The 16986-nt window shown below is 61.5% G+C and carries 10 protein-coding genes and 2 pseudogenes; 10 read left to right on the forward strand and 2 right to left on the reverse strand.

The window, feature by feature from the left end; genetic code table 11:
* Positions 1–135: 135 nt before the first annotated feature.
* From B0G75_RS36570 to B0G75_RS36605, 7 genes and pseudogenes are all read left to right on the forward strand, one after another.
* Positions 136–1614 (forward strand): efflux transporter outer membrane subunit, encoded by a 1479-nt coding sequence (locus tag B0G75_RS36570; RefSeq protein ID WP_106314600.1) that lies wholly within the window; start codon positions 136–138, stop codon positions 1612–1614.
* Positions 1611–2822, forward strand: coding sequence for an efflux RND transporter periplasmic adaptor subunit (locus B0G75_RS36575; protein ID WP_106314601.1), 1212 nt, complete (start codon positions 1611–1613; stop codon positions 2820–2822). The genes B0G75_RS36570 and B0G75_RS36575 overlap by 4 nt, the downstream gene beginning before the upstream one ends.
* Positions 2819–5932: an efflux RND transporter permease subunit gene (locus B0G75_RS36580; RefSeq protein WP_106314602.1), complete on the forward strand. Its 3114-nt coding sequence runs from the start codon at positions 2819–2821 to the stop codon at positions 5930–5932. The genes B0G75_RS36575 and B0G75_RS36580 overlap by 4 nt, the downstream gene beginning before the upstream one ends.
* A gap of 138 nt (positions 5933–6070) precedes the next feature.
* Positions 6071–6582, forward strand: a pseudogene (locus tag B0G75_RS36585) (winged helix-turn-helix domain-containing protein); the annotation flags it as partial.
* A gap of 1112 nt (positions 6583–7694) precedes the next feature.
* Positions 7695–8021, forward strand: a complete 327-nt coding sequence (locus tag B0G75_RS36590) for a hypothetical protein (RefSeq protein WP_181309433.1) — start codon at positions 7695–7697, stop codon at positions 8019–8021.
* Positions 8022–8191: 170 nt separating this feature from the next.
* A pseudogene (locus B0G75_RS36595) lies at positions 8192–8620 on the forward strand (methyl-accepting chemotaxis protein); the annotation flags it as partial.
* A gap of 603 nt (positions 8621–9223) precedes the next feature.
* Entirely contained in the window at positions 9224–9817 is a 594-nt protein-coding gene (locus B0G75_RS36605; protein ID WP_106314603.1) for a bifunctional 2-polyprenyl-6-hydroxyphenol methylase/3-demethylubiquinol 3-O-methyltransferase UbiG, read from the forward strand.
* Positions 9818–9934: 117 nt separating this feature from the next.
* On the opposite strand, the gene B0G75_RS36610 is transcribed toward B0G75_RS36605, so the two are convergent.
* Positions 9935–10909, reverse strand: a complete 975-nt coding sequence (locus tag B0G75_RS36610) for a zinc-binding dehydrogenase (RefSeq protein ID WP_106314604.1) — start codon at positions 10907–10909, stop codon at positions 9935–9937.
* Between the two features lie 92 nt (positions 10910–11001).
* Here B0G75_RS36610 and B0G75_RS36615 point away from each other — a divergent pair, with 92 nt between their 5' ends.
* Positions 11002–11892: a LysR family transcriptional regulator gene (locus tag B0G75_RS36615; protein WP_106314605.1), complete on the forward strand. Its 891-nt coding sequence runs from the start codon at positions 11002–11004 to the stop codon at positions 11890–11892.
* 383 nt (positions 11893–12275) lie between these two features.
* On the opposite strand, the gene B0G75_RS36620 is transcribed toward B0G75_RS36615, so the two are convergent.
* Positions 12276–13286: a dienelactone hydrolase family protein gene (locus B0G75_RS36620; protein ID WP_106314606.1), complete on the reverse strand. Its 1011-nt coding sequence runs from the start codon at positions 13284–13286 to the stop codon at positions 12276–12278.
* Positions 13287–14342: 1056 nt separating this feature from the next.
* On the opposite strand from B0G75_RS36620, the gene B0G75_RS36625 reads away from it, so the two are divergent.
* Both B0G75_RS36625 and B0G75_RS36630 read left to right on the forward strand, forming a co-directional pair.
* Positions 14343–15017, forward strand: coding sequence for a tyrosine-type recombinase/integrase (locus B0G75_RS36625; RefSeq protein WP_106314607.1), 675 nt, complete (start codon positions 14343–14345; stop codon positions 15015–15017).
* A gap of 189 nt (positions 15018–15206) precedes the next feature.
* The gene (locus tag B0G75_RS36630) at positions 15207–16886 is read left to right on the forward strand and encodes an ABC-F family ATP-binding cassette domain-containing protein (RefSeq protein ID WP_106314608.1); all 1680 of its coding nucleotides are present in this window, start codon (positions 15207–15209) and stop codon (positions 16884–16886) included.
* The last annotated feature ends 100 nt before the right edge of the window (positions 16887–16986 follow it).

Raw genomic sequence — 16986 nt, forward strand, 5'->3', positions numbered from 1 at the left:
GCCTTGTAAGCCCCGGCTCAGGCGCGCCGACGCGGCATGTTGCGCCGCATTAAATTTTTTTAATCAATGGGCGAAAGCGCCGACAGGACCCGCTGGCTAATCTGGCGACACTTCTAGTTGCCGGAGCGTTCTCCAATGTCAGGACTGTCCCGTTGGGAGCCGCTTTCGCGCGCCGTCAGTCCACCTGCGCGCTTATCGTGCCTGCGCGCCGCCTTATGTGCGCTCGGCCTCGCGTTGCTGGCCGGGTGTTCGCTTGTGTCTGCCTATCAACGGCCGGGCGCGCCGCTGGCGCAATCCTTCGATGGGGCGGCCGGTGGGTCGCTCGCCGCTACCGTGCCCGTCAGAAGCGGCTGGTGGCGCGAGTATCACGATCCCGCGCTCGACGCGCTGGTCGATCGCAGCCTGCGCAACAACTTCACGCTGGCGTCCGCGATTGCGAGCGTCGAACAGGCGCGCGGCAACGCCGAGAGAGCCGGTGCGCCGCAGTATCCGTCGCTATCGCTCGGCGCCACCTTCTATCGCAGCCACCAGGGACGTGGCTCGACCACGAAAACCCAGAGCCTCTTCGCCGAAGCCAGTTACGAGGTGGACTTCTGGGGCTTCAACGCCGCCAACGCCAGCGCCGCCGACCTGCTCGCGCGCGCCTCCGGGTTCGATTGCGACACGGTGGCGCTGACGCTGACCGCATCGGTCACCGACACCTATTTTCAGGTGCAGAGTCTGCGCCGCCGGCTCGCGATTGCGCGTTCCATTTCCGACGATGCCGCGCACATTCTGCAACTGCTGCTCGCGCAACAGCAGGCGGGCGTCGCGACCGAATTGCAGGTGCAGCAGCAGCGCAACGCGCTCGCCACCTTCCAGGCGGCCGTGCCGGCGCTGCAGCAGCAGCTCGATACCAACATCCATGCGCTTGCGGTGCTGGCGGGCACCGCGCCTGAACACTTCACCGTCAGCGACGCCACGCTTGCCGACATCCCGATTCCCCAGCCGCGCCCGAATTTGCCCGCGAGCCTGCTGGAAACGCGCCCCGACATCCGTTCGCGGGAAGCGCAGTTGCAGTCGGCGAATCAGAGTGTCGGCGCGGCGCGCGCGGCCTTTCTGCCGAACATCGTACTGACCGCGGACGGCGGGCTGAGCAGCAAGTCGCTGTCGCATTTCCTGTCGAGCCCGTTCGCCAGTCTCGCCACCTCGCTGGCGGCGCCAATCTTCGACGGCGGCGCGCTGCGTGGCCAGTTGCACGCTAGCCAGGCGGTCGAAGCGAAGGGCGTCGCGGATTACCGGCAAGCCGTCATAACCGCGCTGCAGGACGTGGAGGACTCGCTCACGGCGGCGCAACAGCAGCAGCTCGCGGAAGTCGCTGACCAGGACGCTGCCGACGCCGCCCGCAAAGCCGCCGCGCTCGCGCAAGCCCAGTACAAGCTCGGCACCGTCGACTTTCTGACCGTGCTCGACGCGCAACGCACGCTGTATCAGTCCGAAGACACGCTGGTGCAGGCGCGGCTCGCGCGCCTGCAAGCGTCCGTGAGCCTGTTTCGCGCGTTCGGCGGCGGCTTCGGCGTGACCGACGATAGTGATAGCAGCACCGCCTCCACCTCTACGTCATCCCGCTCATGAAATCTGCAGACCTTCCGAACCACGAGGCGCCCCGCGGACGCGGCCGCGCGCCGCTCATCCTGGCGTTCGCCGTCCTTGTCGCGATGTTGGCGGTGTGGTTCTGGCCGCGGCACCCGGCGGTCAAGGCGGCGACCGCCGTGCCGGTCAACGTCGGTCATCCGGTGAGCCGCGACTTTCCGATTCGCGTTGCCACGGTGGGCACGGTGCTCGCGCTCAATTCCGTGGACGTCAAGGTGCGTGTCGATGGGCAATTGCAGCGCGTCGCCTTCACCGAAGGACAGGACGTGAAAGCCGGCCAGTTGCTCGCACAACTCGATCAGGGACCGCTCACTGCCCAGTTGCACCAGGCGGAAGCGGCGCAGCGCAAGGACCAGGCATCGCTCGATAACGCGCGGCTCGATCTCGCGCGCTACTCCCAACTGGTCGGCATCGGCGGGGCGACGACTCAGGCGGTAGACACCGCGAAGGCGCAAGTCGAGGCCCTCGCCGCGACGGTCGCAGCGGACGCCGCGCTGGTTCAGCGCGACCGGTTGCAACTGAGCTTCACCGCGCTCGCGGCGCCGTTCACCGGCCGCGTCGGCGCACGCGAGGCCGACATCGGCGCGATAGTGCATCCGGCCGACACGACCGGTATCGTGACCGTTACGCAGATGGAGCCGATCACCGTGCTGTTCTCCGTGCCGCAGGACGTGCTGCCCGAACTGCTCGCGAATCAGGCGAAAGCGCCGCTGGCGGTGAACGTGACCACGCGTTCCGGCAGCACGCCGCTCGCCGACGGCACGCTGGTGTTTATCGACAGCACGGTCGACCCCACGACCGGCCAGATCAGGCTCAAGGCTTCATTCACCAACGAGGACCGCAAGCTGTGGCCCGGCGAACTGGTAAATGCGCGCGTGCTGGTGCGCACCGATACGCAGCGGCTCGCTGTGCCGAGCCGGGCGGTGGTGAACACGCAGAACGGCACGCAACTTTATGTGATCACCGCAAACGGTACGGCGCAGATGCGCCCCGTGCAAACCGGCGTCACCGTCAACGGTATGACGGAGATTCGCAGCGGCATCGCGCGCACGGATCTGGTGGTGTTCGATGGACAAAGCCGGTTGAACCCGGGTGTGCATGTGGCGGCGACCGCGGTTCCCGCCAGTGCCGAAGCGCCGCCCAATGCCAACCCGGCAGACAGCCAGGCTAATCAGGACAATCCGTCATGAGCCTCATGGAATTGTTCATCAAGCGGCGCATCGCGACAAGTTTTCTGGCGATCGCGGTGCTGCTGATCGGCGCGGTGGCGTATTTTCTGCTGCCGGTCGCGCCGCTACCGCAGGTCGACTTTCCGACCATCCAGATCGTTGCGCAACTGCCTGGTGCCAGCGCGGAAACTATGGCGACTTCGGTGGCGACGCCACTGGAGCGGCAACTTTCGCTGATTGCGGGCGTGACGCAGATGACGTCGTCGAGCTCGCTCGGCAACACCAGCATTGCCGTGCAATTCGATCTCTCGCGCGACATCGATGGCGCGGCGCAGGATGTGCAGACGGCGATCAACGCAGCCGGCGGCATGCTGCCGAAGAATCTGCCGAACCCGCCGACCTATCAGAAGGTCAACCCCGCCGACTTCACGTTGCTGTCGCTGGCGCTGACTTCGCCATCGCTCACGCTCACGCAGCTCGACAGCTACGCCGAAGACTATCTCACGCAACAGATCTCGCAGATGCCTGGCGTCGGTCTCGTTGATTTCCACGGCCAGCAGCGGCCCGCAGTGCGTATTCAGCTCGACCCCGACAAGCTCACCGCGCGCGGCCTGACATTGGAAGATGTGCGCTCGATCGTCGGCGTGCAGACGGTCAATGCACCGAAGGGCAGCCTGAACGGCCCGGATCGCTCGGTGATCTTCAACGCGACCGACCAGATCACGACCGCCTCGCAGTATCGCGATCTGGTGGTCGCGTACAAGAACGGCGCGCCGATTCGCGTGTCCGATCTCGGCACCGTGCTGAACGCCGCCGAGGACAACCAGCAGGCAGCATGGCTTCAGCACGAACGCGCGATCATCCTCGATGTTCACAAGCAGCCGGGCTATAACGTCGTGCAGACGATCGCCAACATCACGGCGAAGCTGCCCGCGCTCGAAGCGATGCTGCCTGCGGCCGCGCATCTGCATGTGGTGGGCGATCGCACGCAAACCATCAGCGCGTCAGTGCACGACGTGCAGTTCACGCTGATGCTGACGATCGCACTTGTCGTGATGGTCATCTTCTCGTTTCTGCGCAACCTGTGGGCGACCATCATTCCGAGCCTGACGATTCCGCTGTCGCTGGTCGCCACGTTCGGCGTCATGTATCTGCTCGGATATAGCCTCGACAATCTGTCGCTGATGGGCTTGACCATCGCGGTAGGCTTCGTGGTGGACGATGCGATCGTCGTGATCGAAAACGTCATGCGGCATATCGAGGAGGGCGTGCCGAGAATGAAGGCCGCCTTGCTTGGCGCGATGGAAGTGCGCTTCACGATCATTTCGATGACCATCTCGCTGATCGCCGTGTTCATCCCGATCCTGTTGATGGGCGGCATCGTCGGCCGGCTGTTCCGCGAATTCGCAGTGACGGTGAGCGCCGCGATAGTGATGTCGGCGCTGGTATCGCTGACCGTTACGCCGATGCTGTGCGGCTGGCTGATCCGTTTGCCCGAGCCGGGTGGCGACGGCCGGATGCGCAGGCTCGAAGCATGGCTTGAAGCCGTCTTTAGCGCAGTAGAGCGGCGCTACGAGCGCGGCCTCGATTGGGTGCTGGACCGCCAGAAGCTGATGCTGGCTGTCACGGTGGCGACGATCGTCGCCACCGGCGCGTTGTTCGTCGCGATCCCCAAGGGATTTTTCCCGCAGGAGGACTCCGGTCTCATCATGGGCGTCGCCCAGGCCGCGCCGGATATTTCGCCCCGCTCGATGTCCCAGAAGATGCAGCGGGTTGGCCATATCATCGAGGCCGACCCCGCCGTCGACAACGTTTACTACTGGATGGGTCCTAACCCGACCGTGAGCCAGGGGCGCGTCATGATCAACCTGAAACCGTTCGCTCAGCGCAAGGACAGTGCTGCGCGGGTGCTCAATCGTTTAAAGCCGCAGTTGGCGAAGGTCATGGGCATCTCGTTGTCGATGCAGGTCCGGCAGGATATTCAGGTGGGCGGCCGTATCAGCGCCGCGCAGTATCAGTACACGTTGCAGGACCCTGACATCAACGAGTTGAATCACTGGGCGGGCGTACTGACCGATCGCCTGTCGAAGCTGCGGCAACTGGCCGACGTCACGTCCGACCAGCAGGGCGCCGCTACCAGCGCGACACTCATGATCGATCGCAGCACCGCTTCGCGTTTCGGCATCACGGCGCAAGCCATCGACGACACGCTATACGATGCATTCGGCCAGCGGCAGATTGCGACGCTCTTCACGCAGCTGAATCAGTACCACGTGGTCGAGGAAGTCGATCCCCACCTCCAGTTGACGACCGACGCACTCGCGCATCTCTACGTGCGTTCGCCGCTCACGGGCGAACTGGTGCCGCTCGACACGCTCGCCAGGATCGAGAACAATGTGTCGCCGATTTCGATCAATCACCAGGGGCTTTTCCCCGCCGTGACGATTTCGTTCAATCTGGCGCCGGGGCAGTCGCTTGGCAATGCGGTCACGGCGATCCATCAGGCCGAACTCGCCGCCGGCAAGCCCGATAGCCTGACGGGTTCATTTCAGGGTACCGCGCAGGCGTTCCAGGCGTCGCTTGCCAGCGAACCGTATCTGATCGCCGCGGCGCTCGTGGTGGTGTATCTGATTCTCGGCATCCTGTACGAAAGTGCGATTCACCCGCTCACGATCATTTCGACGCTGCCCTCGGCGGGCGTGGGCGCCTTGCTTGCGTTAATGCTGTGCGGTCAGGATCTGTCGATCATGGGAATGATCGGCATCATCCTGCTGATCGGTATCGTGAAGAAGAACGCGATCATGATGATCGACTTCGCACTCGTGGCCGAGCGCGAGCAGGGTCTGTCGCCGCGAGAAGCGATCCGGCAGGCCTGTGTGCTGCGCTTCCGCCCGATCATGATGACGACGCTCGCCGCGCTGTTCGGCGCGTTGCCGCTTGCGCTCGGGCATGGCGCGGGCGCCGAACTGCGCGTGCCGCTTGGCATAGCGATTGTCGGCGGACTGATCGTTTCGCAGATGCTGACGCTGTTCACCACGCCAGTCGTGCATCTGTGGTTCGACCGTCTGTCGCATTGGCTCGCTGATCGGCGCGCGACGGGCAGTGTGGTCGAGCGGCAGACCGTCAGTTGACCGCCTTGCGCCTGCCGGGGGATTTTCTTTTCTGTCACCACGGCCACCGCCGATGCGGAGAACGCGGGCCGTTGTGGCGTTCGGCGCCTGTCGGATACCGCAGAGCATGGGTGGCACGTCCGGGCAAGTGAAATGAGCATGCTGCCTGAATTAAATGGGCTCGAGGTGCTCAGGCGCATACGTGCACAACAGCACACGCCGTTAATGCTGTTGACAGCGCGGGAAACGGCCGAGGATAGAGTCGTCGAGCTCAAGTGCGGAGCTGAAGAATACCTGTCCAAGCCGTTTGCCTACGCCGAGCTATTGGCCCGGACTCGCGCGCTGCTGCGAAGACGGGTGCAGTCATCGGCGACTAGTCTGCTAGTCGCCGTTATGGAAGTCGACGTGATCAGGCGACATGTGCGGCGCGGCAACGTGCGGATAGAATTGACGGCTGAGGAGTTGCTCTGTTGAACCTTCTTGCCGAACATCAGAGGGAGGTGCTGACTCGGGCGTTCGTGATCTCCCAAGTGTGGGACATGAGCTTTGACAGCGGCACGAATATAGTGGAGGTTGCGATCGGACGCTTGCGTGCGAAAATCGACGACCCGTTTGAGAGAAAGCTTCTGCACACAGTCCGTGGCATGGGCTATGTGTTGGAGGACAGATCGTCACAAGTGGCGGCGCGCCCATTCGCTCTTGAAGCGAGTGACGCTCGCATTTCCACATCCTGCGCCCTCGGGCGTTGCCACTTGCGCCAAGCGTATCCGGTCAGGTTCATCGAGGCGTTCGTTGAAGAGATCGAATTGGGATCACCACGATTCAATAAGCGGTTCCTTTAAGCAGCCCCGTAAGCTAGCCGATTGCTTCGACGAATTGAACTTTGCGAATTATCAACTGTGCAAGGCCGAAGCATGCGCCCCAGTGACCTTGATCAAGACAGATAGCCTGTCGGCAATGGCTTTCGGCGAGGTCAAGACGCCTCTCGTCACGATACGAGGTCGCCAAGCAAAAGAGATGATCGATGGACATGATTGGCGAGCTTCGCATGCGGGAAACGCAACGCGGCGTAACAATGCAATGCGTGCGAGGCGGTGAAGCGGGAGTTCAGACGCCTCCCTTATCCGGTCGCGCAACGGAACGGGGCGGATCGCCGAAGCATAGCAGCGCACTGCGCCGCGCGCGACCTCAAGGGTGACGTTTGCCGACAATTGCGTAGACCAGACAACGTAACTTCCCCGTAATCCGATGTCCGTTATCGATGCGGTTCCAGTTGAAGCGAGTGCCGCGCGTTCCGGCAGTGCGTGTCGCTTACGTATCGCCCGCGTGACAACGGGGGCAGCAATCAACTGCGAAACGAATTCCGCTTCAAGCTTTCAGGACGGCCACCGCGTCACGGAAGGCGTCAGAAAGATGCATCCTTCTGGCCCAGGACAACCCTCGGATGTTCTCAAGAACGCTTTTCTGCTCGCCTGGTACATCTCGACTGCTTCACGTCGCTCTTTCATGATTTGCCGCACGGACGTAGGCAGGTATTTGATCCATGCATTACGCGCGGCGCCTCCATGCAGCATCACTACGCGCACGCTGGGCAGAAGCGTTACGCATGGTGAACAAACGTTTCTACGCCTGATGTATGTTGCTGAGCTGACGGGTTAGCGTCAATGTACCAAGGGCAAGCATTTCGATTGAACAAAGCAGCGCGCACGACGTCATACGTTTTGAGCGGTCCGCTGCGCAGGGTCGCGCTCGGGTAATTCAACGATGTGATGGAGTTGGGGCTATGAAGATCGGAACGAGCAGTATCGGGGTGTCGATGTCGGCGCTCGTGGCGGCGCTGATGATCAGTACGGCGGGCGTTGCTTATGCTCAGCAGCCAGGCAACGCCGGCGGCGGCATGAGCGGCGCTGGCGCCGCGGCGGGAACGAGCGTGGGTGCCGGGGCCGGCCCCACCAGTCCAATGCCGGGAGTGGGAACGTCGGCCGGCGCCACAAGCGGCATCGGCTCGGGGCCGGCGCTCAACAACATGAGGGCAAACGGCACGAGCCTGTATATGAACCCCGATCCACGCGCGCCAAATGTGACCGGCAGGGCCGCGCCGCCTCGATAGACTCAGCCTGGCTTGGCGATGCAGTTAGTTGGCGGGTAATAGAACTCCCGGAACGGATATCGAACTGATAGAAATTTTGGGAGTTTCGAAGTGGTCGCCAATGAGCACGCCTGATTTCTTTCGTAGCGGTCTGGACGCGATGATCGATCTGCGTCGCATGCCGTGTTGGCAACGAAGATATCGAAGCGGCGCGGGCGGGAGAACAGGGCCGCGGATTTGCGGCCGTGGCAGGCGAAGTGCGCACGCTCGCACAACGCAGCGCGGCGGCGAAAGAGATCAAGGATCTCATTGGCGCTTCGGTAGAGCACGTGTCGAGCGGTTCCAGACTGGTCGAAGAAGCGGGCCGCACGATGGACGACGTAGTGCAGTCCGTCAGACGCGTAACTGATCTCATGGGTGAGATAAGTGCGGCTTCCGGTGAACAGCACACGGGCATCGACCTGGTGAACCGGGCAATCGGACAGATGGATGAAGTCACACAGCAGAACGCGGCCTTGGTCGAGGAAGCGTCGGCTGCCGCGCAATCGATGGCTTCGCAATCGAGCACGCTGCGGGAACTGGTAGCGGTTTTCCGCATTCGTGAAAATGCCGAGGTTTGAAGATGCCGCGGACTACTGCAGTCCATATTATCCTTCGTCAGCGACGGCTCCCGACCTACCGCTTCGCTCCAGGAACGCGCCGTCAGTGCTAACCCTGATTGTTGAGTGCGGCGAAGCCTCCCAAGAGCCATACCGGGGGATATTGACGTGCATTCCCCGGCACACTGCGTGCGCCGAAACTACCTGTATTTCTCAACTGGAGACCATCACGATCACGGCAACGCGACTGGGCGAGCCACATTGCGTCCGACTGAGTAACGCGTACAGTCTTGTGTTCCCGGATCGCAAAAATGGGAGCGCGGGCATGCGACCGCACGAACTGCTGGAAAGCGCGCTCGCGGCATGCATACGCATGTCCAGTGACATCGCTGCCGAACGTGCGGGTACCACACTCGCAACCGTCACAATGCAAAATGGCCATTGACCGGCAAAATCCGCCAAACTGGGTTTGACGTGTCCCGCCACTTCGCGACAGCATCGTCCCCGGCGCATCACGCGCTGGTTCGTTAGGCACTGAAAACATCACCCTTTGCGCGGACGCTCGGCAAGCCGGTAGCCATTCGTCCGGCCGAAATCGTCACCAGTTGATCAGCGGCATTAGTCATGGACGAACAGACCATCGAAGCCTACACGACAGGCGCGCGTCAATTTGCGGCTAAGTGGCGCAACCAGCCCCCGCCGACCGACATGTGCGCGCTGTTGCATCGCTACTTCACCCCAGGCGGTAAAACTGCAGACATCGGTTGCGGCGCGGGCCGCGACGTTGCATGGCTAAACGATCGCGGCTTTCCCAGCGTTGGCTACGACGCGACCGAAGGACTACTTGAACAAGCCGCGACCGATTTTCCGTCGGTGGTTTTCAAGCGCGCCGCGCTTCCGGCGCTGGACGCGATCGGCAGGGAGACGTATGACAACGTCCTGTGCGAAACCGTCATCATGCATTTGCCACCGGATGAGATTACCCCAGCCTGTGCGCGTCTGTTCGAAATTCTCAGGCCGGCGGGAACGCTGTATTTGAGCTGGCGAGTCGCAGAAACGGCGTCCACTCGCGGTGCCGCTGGCCGACTCTTTGCTGAGTTCGACGCCGCGTGGGTCATGGCAGGTCTTGGCGATGCAGAATTCCTGTTCGACGACGAAGCGGTGAACCTCTCTTCCGGCAGGCGGGTGCATCGACTTATTGCCCGACGGCGTGGTTGATGTTGCCGGGCTACATGCTGAATGTCCGAAGTCGCCCCAGGACAAGTTGTCGCCCATCCTTGCGCCGAAGCTCGCTTGTGGATCAAGTCCCCCGGTCGGTTCGTTTTCGTCAACCGGCTAGATTACTACGACGAACTTGCCTTTCGCCTCATTGCGCTCCATCAGTTGGTGAGCCATCGGTACATCGCTCAGACTGAATACACGTGTCGGGCGGCCTCGATACTGATTCATTGCCGCAAAGTCCACGATTTGCTGCATAGGCACGTCCGACAACGGGAATTCCGGGATCCCGAAATCAAAACTACCAAAAAAACTCATGTGCACGCCGCTCGGCATCTGGCCAAGCGGGTTGAACCCTGTAAGGGGAGCAAGTCCTCCGAGAAACCCTGCTAGGCACACGCGACCGCCCCGGCGCGTGGCGCGCAACGAATCGAGAACCGTACTGTTCCCGACAAGATCTAGAACGGCGTCGGCCTTGCCGCCTGGCCAATCAGACGCGGCAAGCAGATCGCCAGTTGTCGTCACGACGTGCGCGGCGCCCAGCGAACGCAGCAGTGTTTCATTGCCTGATCGACGGGTGGTCGCGATCACATCGGCACCAAGTTCACGCGCTATGTCGATGGCTGCCTGCCCGAGGGCCGAGGTACCTCCGCGCACGACCAGTCGCTGTCCGGCTTTCAATTCCAGATTCCGGTGGAGGCAGGTCCAGCCGACCGCATAGGTTTCCGGGAGCGCAGCGAGAATGTCCCAGCCGAGCGTCGTTTCGATTGCGACAACGTTGGAGGCAGGTGCCGCGACATACTCGGCATAGCTGCCGTTGATTGTTCGTCCCATCCCCCCCATCAATGCCATCACCGTCTGCCCCTCACGGTGCACCCCAGTCGTGTCCGATACAACGGTCCCAACGCATTCGATCCCGCTGATTTCAGCAACGGCCCCCCACAGCCCTTGCCGCATATAAAGTTCAGCCCGGTTCAGCCCAAAGGCGCGGACGCGAACCAGGATGCAGCCTGGTTTCACTGACGGCTCTGGCACCTCGACAACTTTCAGCACTTCGGGACCACCGAATCCATTACGCATGACAGCTTTCATGCCGATCTCCCCAGTTGGAGTGCCAATGGTAGGATCGATCTTGATCTATAAAAATTACTTAGTTTCGACAGACACTGAAGCATCACACGACAATGAATGAACCTACGCTATTCCAGTTGCAATGCTTCGAGGCGTTAGTGAGCGAGGGGAGCTTTGCGGCGGCCGCGGCGCGCCTGAACCGGACGCACCCAACGGTCCACGCGGCTGTGGCAGCGCTGGAAGCGCAGGTAGGTATGGTATTGCTGGACAGAACAGCATATCGGGTCTCGCTGACAGCGCAAGGCGCGGCGTTTCGCTCTCGCGCGACAGTCTTTCTTGGTCAATACGAGAGTCTGCGGCGCGAAGCGGCCCAGCTCGCCGCAGGACAGGAAGCCGAGTTGCGTGTGGTCGTCGGGGACCTGTGTCCATTGCCCGAAACGTTGGGTTCGCTGAGGCGGTTCTTTGAGACCAGTGCCGGCACGCGCCTGACCTTATTATTCGAGGCCATCAGCGGTCCGTGGGAACGGCTACGAGATGGCGAGTGTGACCTGTTCTTTCATCACCTCGACAAACCGTCGCCTGAGATCGAAGCCATCGAACTTTTCGAGGTTCGCCTCATGCCGGTCGCCGCGCCGGGGTTCATCAAGCCGCGTCTTGACGGATCCATCACGATTGATGACCTGAGGCCCTACGTTCAGTGCGTCATTCGTGACACAAGCAGGCAGCCCTCGGCCGCCAGTTACTATCTGATTGAAGGCGCGCCGACCTGTACCGTACCTGACCAGTTGATGAAGCGCGAACTGATTGTGCAAGGGCTCGCGTGGGGCCACATGCCCTCTCATCTGGTTGCAGACGATCTGATGGAGCATCGGCTGGTGTCGCTGGAGGGACGGAATCTGCGCGGCGCAGCGCTCAAGCACTACGCGGCGCGCCGGCGGCACGCCGTCCACGGGCCCGTCGCGCAGACGCTGTGGACGCAGTTGCAGGAGCTAAAGATTGGTTGAACGTCGTGATTCGCTCGACTAGCCGTTGTGATGCACAACGGCTGCCATCGAATTTCGCGAGCGTCCTTTGCATAGTGTAATCGCCCAGGTGCTCAATTCGATCGCATGTCACCGCCAGTGATTCCGCCCAAGGTGAGAAAGGGGGGGATCTCGTCGAAATGCGCGCCCAAACCTTGGCTTAACGAGGGGCACAAGACGCCTTGATTGTCGAGGCCGGCATGGCGAGGGAAGCGGCAGAATTGCTGTGCTCGGGCTGTGGACTGGCCGTTCGTCCGCGGTTGCGAGCGCTGGCTGTTCGCAGACACGGTCGCTGGCGCGCAAACCAGCGCGACTAGGCGACTATGTTGAGGCGCCCCTGGGGCGGACCTGACCGACCGGGCGAGTTATAAATTTGTCCGCAGGAACTCCACTACCTGATTGTCGATCTGGCGATGAATCTCCACACGATCGATCCCGGGCGCATCCCGGCAGATCAGTGCCACACTGGCTACGACCGAGGCCGGACAAGGATCAATGAAAACGAAGTGGTTGCCTGGCACGATGTGGACTGCAGGCGGTGCGGGCAAGCCTGACACAACGGCAAGAGCGTTTCTCGCAGAACCAAGATAGCTGTCGTCCTGCGGTCGATAGAGCATCGTCGGTATGCGTACAGCGGACAAGCCAGATCCCTCAAACATCATGGCCAGCGGATCCATCAGCACCAAGGCCTTCAGGCGGCGATCAACGGGCGGTTGCCAGGCTACCAGTTCAGCGGGTACGGCCGTTTTACCTTGGGCGCCGTTCGTACCATTGCCGGATGCTGAACGCGGACATGATCCCGGATCATCGTGGTTCGCGCAGTACGCACTGGCGTACGCAAAGTCGGGTTTCGCTCCCGCCAGAATCAGCGCAGTGTAGCCACCTGCCGAGTATCCGATCACTCCAATTCGGTCGACATCGGCGCTCGCCGAAAACCGTGGATCTGTGAGGACTGCATTGAGCGCGGCCTCCGCCTGTCGGGGGCGATCGATCAGAATCTGGGCTTGGGATAGCACTCGGGGATAGCCTGAAGCGTCACCAGCATGCGTCGGCAAGACGACGATAAATCCGGCACGAGCCAGAGTTGCGGCCAATTCACGATGGCTGAAGGGGCCGCCGCCTCGTCCGTGTGAAATCAATACAACGGGGAAGCGGCCATTCGGTACAGGCGAGGCATTGCGCGTCGCCTCAACAGTAAACAGGCCCGCTTGCCACGGAACCTCACGTTCATGCGTAGGGTAAAAGATCACCGTGTCGAAAGAGGCAGCCTCGCCCACTCCCGTGAGCCGGATTACCCCTGCGTTAAAAGCGGCCGGTTCAGCCAGCGCGGAACACGTACACAGGACGGTCACTATAAGCGATGCTAACCAGCGCATGGCGATTCTCCCGAGCGGCCGGAACGACAGGCGAGAATAACAGAACGTTGTGACAGGTTCGCTTATCCTTGGCGTCAAGTGACATCAATGAAACCACAAGGAATCCGATCTGGGCCAAAAAAAACGGCGCAAGACATTGGCCGTTCGCCGCGACGTAGCAACAGTCAGGAGTGCTCGAAGACTACAGTCGCGACGGGATAAAGGCACGCATCGCCGAGATTCCCAGGCCGGCGCAGCAGTTCGTCAGCGATGTCTTGCAACGCACGGTGTGGGCCATGCGGCGTAGTGGTGGAGGACAAGCGGACAAACCTGGCCCCGTGTGTGGTGCCAGTCTATCGGGAAGGGAAAGGTGGCATGCGAGCGGTGAGTACGTTTCCAGGAGGTCGAACTTTCATGTACTCGAAAACGTACTCATTCGATGTCACCTTATGATGGGATACGAGCATCTTCCAGGGACCTCCAAAAACAAAAAGCCCGCGAAGCGGGCATTTTTACGGACATCGTCCAGCAACTAATCTGAATCTATTTTTATGGTACCTAGGAGAGGACCAAAATGAAATGCGTAATTGGTTGATTTACAAGGAAAATATTGGCATGACTGCGGGCCCGTATACTCGCGAACGTACTCAATCGTGGCGCACTTGAATTTTTTGTTGCTTGTCGCAAAAGCGCAACATGCGCTTGCGCGGAGTACAGTGGCGATCGCCTGCACGTCAGCGCCCCCCGTACCTTCCGAATTAATGGCCGATAGTTGGGTGGGATCCGACGTCTGAGTGTCCGAGCGACGGTGAGAGCGAAACTCTGCATATCTGCCGGTGGATTGTCGACGACCTGACCAGCGGCAACGGGTCGACAGCACGCGTTCGCGGATGTGAGAGTCGCCGCTGCGGATCCGGCTCCGGCGAACGGCCGGTTGGCAGCGTGCAGCCGCCTGCTCAGGGTCGGTAACTGAGCGTCGGCAACGGCCGATTCGGGTAAGAAGACGGGACGGGACCCGGTATGGCGGAAAAATAACGGCAGACAATATATCTCCCATCAACTCAAGGGGAGTCTGTCATGGGAAGCATTCAAAACCGGGAGCCTTGGAACAAGGACAAGCTGATCGGTCAGAAGCCGCCGTTGAAGCCAAAAGACGTCTGGGCAATCCGGATTCACCTGCAGAACGCGCATGCGGTTCGCGATCTTGCGTTATTCAATCTTGCGATCGACAGCAAGCTGCGCGGTTGCGATCCCGTCAACCTGCATGTCCGCGACGTGACTCACGGAAATCAGGTACTGCCGCGTGCGATGATAATGCAGAGCAAGACCAAACGGCCCGTGCAGTTTGAGGTCAGGGCGCCGGCTCGCACTGCCGTTGCTGCATGGATTGAGAAAGCCAAGCTGAGGTCCGATCAGTACCTATTCCCGAGTCGGCTTTCTCGCTCGCCGCACATTTCGACGCGACAATACGCCAGGATGGTTCACCAGTGCGTCGCTGCAGTCGGTCTTGATCCGGTCGCTTACGGCACGCACACGATGCGCCGGACGAAGGCCACCTTGATTTACAAGCGTATGAAGAACCTTAGAGCCGTTCAACTCCTGCTTGGTCACAGCAAATTGGAAAGCACTGTTCGATATCTCGGGATTGAGGTCGACGATGCCCTCGAGATATCTGAGCAAACCGAAATCCAAGATCGGGGCGCGGCTGCGCGACAGTTTGCCGACCGCCAGCCGCGCTTGCGCAATGGCTGAACCGCGCTTTTCGACCGAGATCCGTCACCACCGCTAAGTTCGCTGGCCCCGCAGCTGGAACGTCCGGTGCACCATGGCCTGTCTCACCTTGTTGCCGGTGGGCGTCGCAAAGCGCAAGCGGATCAGAAAAGAGACAGTCCCTGCACACCCGGTCGACTATCATGCTAATCCTCTACGAAGTAGCTTCTTATGATCTCCGTCCGTAATCTCACGCTGCGCCGCGGCGTTAATGTCGTACTCGACCGCGCGTCCGTCACCTTCACCCCTGGCGAAAAAATTGGTCTTGTCGGCCGCAATGGCGCCGGTAAATCGTCCTTCTTCGGCCTTCTCAACGGCACGCTGCACGAAGACAGCGGCGAGTTCTCGATTCCCGCTGCGTGGAAGATGGGCCAGGTCGCGCAGGAGATGCCGGAGACCGGGCAGAGTGCGACAGACTTCGTAGTCGAGGGTGACACCGGGCTGCTGGCCGCGCAGGCCGAAGTAGCCGCCGCTGAGGCCAGCGACGATGGCATGCGCATGGCACACGCCTACATGGCTCTGCACGACGCCGGTGCACACGATGCCCCCGCGCGTGCTCAAGCGCTGATCCTGGGCCTTGGTTTCAGTGCTGCGCAGCTTAGCCAGCGGGTCGACAGCTTCTCCGGCGGCTGGCGCATGCGACTGCAACTGGCGCGCGCGCTCATGTGTCCGTCCGACCTGCTGCTGCTCGACGAGCCCACCAATCACCTCGATCTCGACGCGCTTGTCTGGCTGGAAGCCTGGCTCAGGCGCTACCAGGGAACGCTCGTAGTGATCAGCCACGACCGCGAATTCCTTGACGCGGTGACGCAGGTGACAGTGCACGTCGACAACGCCACGCTTGTGCGTTATGGCGGCAACTACAGCAAGTTCGAAGACATGCGTGCCGAGCAGCTCGTGTTGCAGCAGGCCGCGGTAGCGAGGCAGACGGACAAGATCGCTCACCTGCAGAAATTCATCGACCGCTTCAAGGCCAAAGCCTCGAAGGCGAAACAGGCGCAGAGCCGGGTCAAGGCGCTCGAACGCATGGAGAAGATCGCACCGGTGCTTGCCGATGCCGAGTTCAACTTCGAGTTCAAGGAGCCCCTCAACGTCCCGAACCCGCTGTTGTCGATGCTGGACACGAGCTTCGGCTACCCCGCGCCGACCGGCGCACTGCCGGGCACACAGCCCACGGTCATCGTGCGGGGCATCAACCGTTCCGTGCTGGCCGGGCAGCGCATCGGCATTCTCGGTGCCAACGGCCAGGGCAAGTCCACGCTGGTGAAGACGGTGGCGCACGCGCTTACGCCGATTGCCGGCGAAATCAGCGAAGGCAAAGGCCTGAACATCGGCTACTTCGCCCAGCAGGAACTCGACGTGCTGCGCCCGCTCGACACGCCGATGGAACACATGATCCGCCTTGCCAGGGACACGCCGGTTCAAATGCGCGCCCCCGGCCAGAGTGGAACCGAACAATCGCTTCGCACCTTCCTCGGCACCTTCAGCTTCAGTGGCGACATGGTCCATCAGGCGGTTGGCACGATGAGCGGCGGCGAAAAGGCGCGGCTCGTGTTGTGCATGATCGTGTGGCAGCGTCCCAACCTTCTGCTGCTCGATGAGCCCACCAATCACCTCGACCTGGCCACACGCGAAGCGCTAGCCATGGCGCTCAACGAATTCGAAGGCACGGTGATGCTGGTCAGTCACGACCGGGCCCTGCTGCGCGCCGTATGTGACGAGTTCTGGCTGGTCACCAAGGGCAGCGTCGAGCCCTTTGACGGGGATCTGGACGATTACCAGCAGTTCCTGCGCGACGAAGCCCGTCGCATGCGCGAGCAGGCTGCCGCAGAGCAGAAGGTCATCGCCTGAGTTACCTCTTGGCGGGTGGCGCGCGTTGCATGACAGGCGAAGCGCGCACGGCCGGGCTCAAACTCTACGCTAGCGTGCCGTTATCAACTTAAACCAACCA

It is taken from the genome of Paraburkholderia sp. BL18I3N2 (genome assembly GCF_003001875.1).
Classification (GTDB): domain Bacteria; phylum Pseudomonadota; class Gammaproteobacteria; order Burkholderiales; family Burkholderiaceae; genus Paraburkholderia; species Paraburkholderia phytofirmans.

Bases quoted from the DNA above. Each gene is read 5' to 3' on its own strand.
- B0G75_RS36570 (WP_106314600.1), top strand. From the start codon at position 136: ATGTCAGGACTGTCCCGTTGGGAGCCGCTTTCGCGCGCCGTCAGTCCA.
- B0G75_RS36575 (WP_106314601.1), top strand. From the start codon at position 1,611: ATGAAATCTGCAGACCTTCCGAACCACGAGGCGCCCCGCGGACGCGGC.
- B0G75_RS36580 (WP_106314602.1), top strand. From the start codon at position 2,819: ATGAGCCTCATGGAATTGTTCATCAAGCGGCGCATCGCGACAAGTTTT.
- B0G75_RS36590 (WP_181309433.1), top strand. From the start codon at position 7,695: ATGAAGATCGGAACGAGCAGTATCGGGGTGTCGATGTCGGCGCTCGTG.
- B0G75_RS36605 (WP_106314603.1), top strand. From the start codon at position 9,224: ATGGACGAACAGACCATCGAAGCCTACACGACAGGCGCGCGTCAATTT.
- B0G75_RS36610 (WP_106314604.1), bottom strand. From the start codon at position 10,909: ATGAAAGCTGTCATGCGTAATGGATTCGGTGGTCCCGAAGTGCTGAAA.
- B0G75_RS36615 (WP_106314605.1), top strand. From the start codon at position 11,002: ATGAATGAACCTACGCTATTCCAGTTGCAATGCTTCGAGGCGTTAGTG.
- B0G75_RS36620 (WP_106314606.1), bottom strand. From the start codon at position 13,286: ATGCGCTGGTTAGCATCGCTTATAGTGACCGTCCTGTGTACGTGTTCC.
- B0G75_RS36625 (WP_106314607.1), top strand. From the start codon at position 14,343: ATGGGAAGCATTCAAAACCGGGAGCCTTGGAACAAGGACAAGCTGATC.
- B0G75_RS36630 (WP_106314608.1), top strand. From the start codon at position 15,207: ATGATCTCCGTCCGTAATCTCACGCTGCGCCGCGGCGTTAATGTCGTA.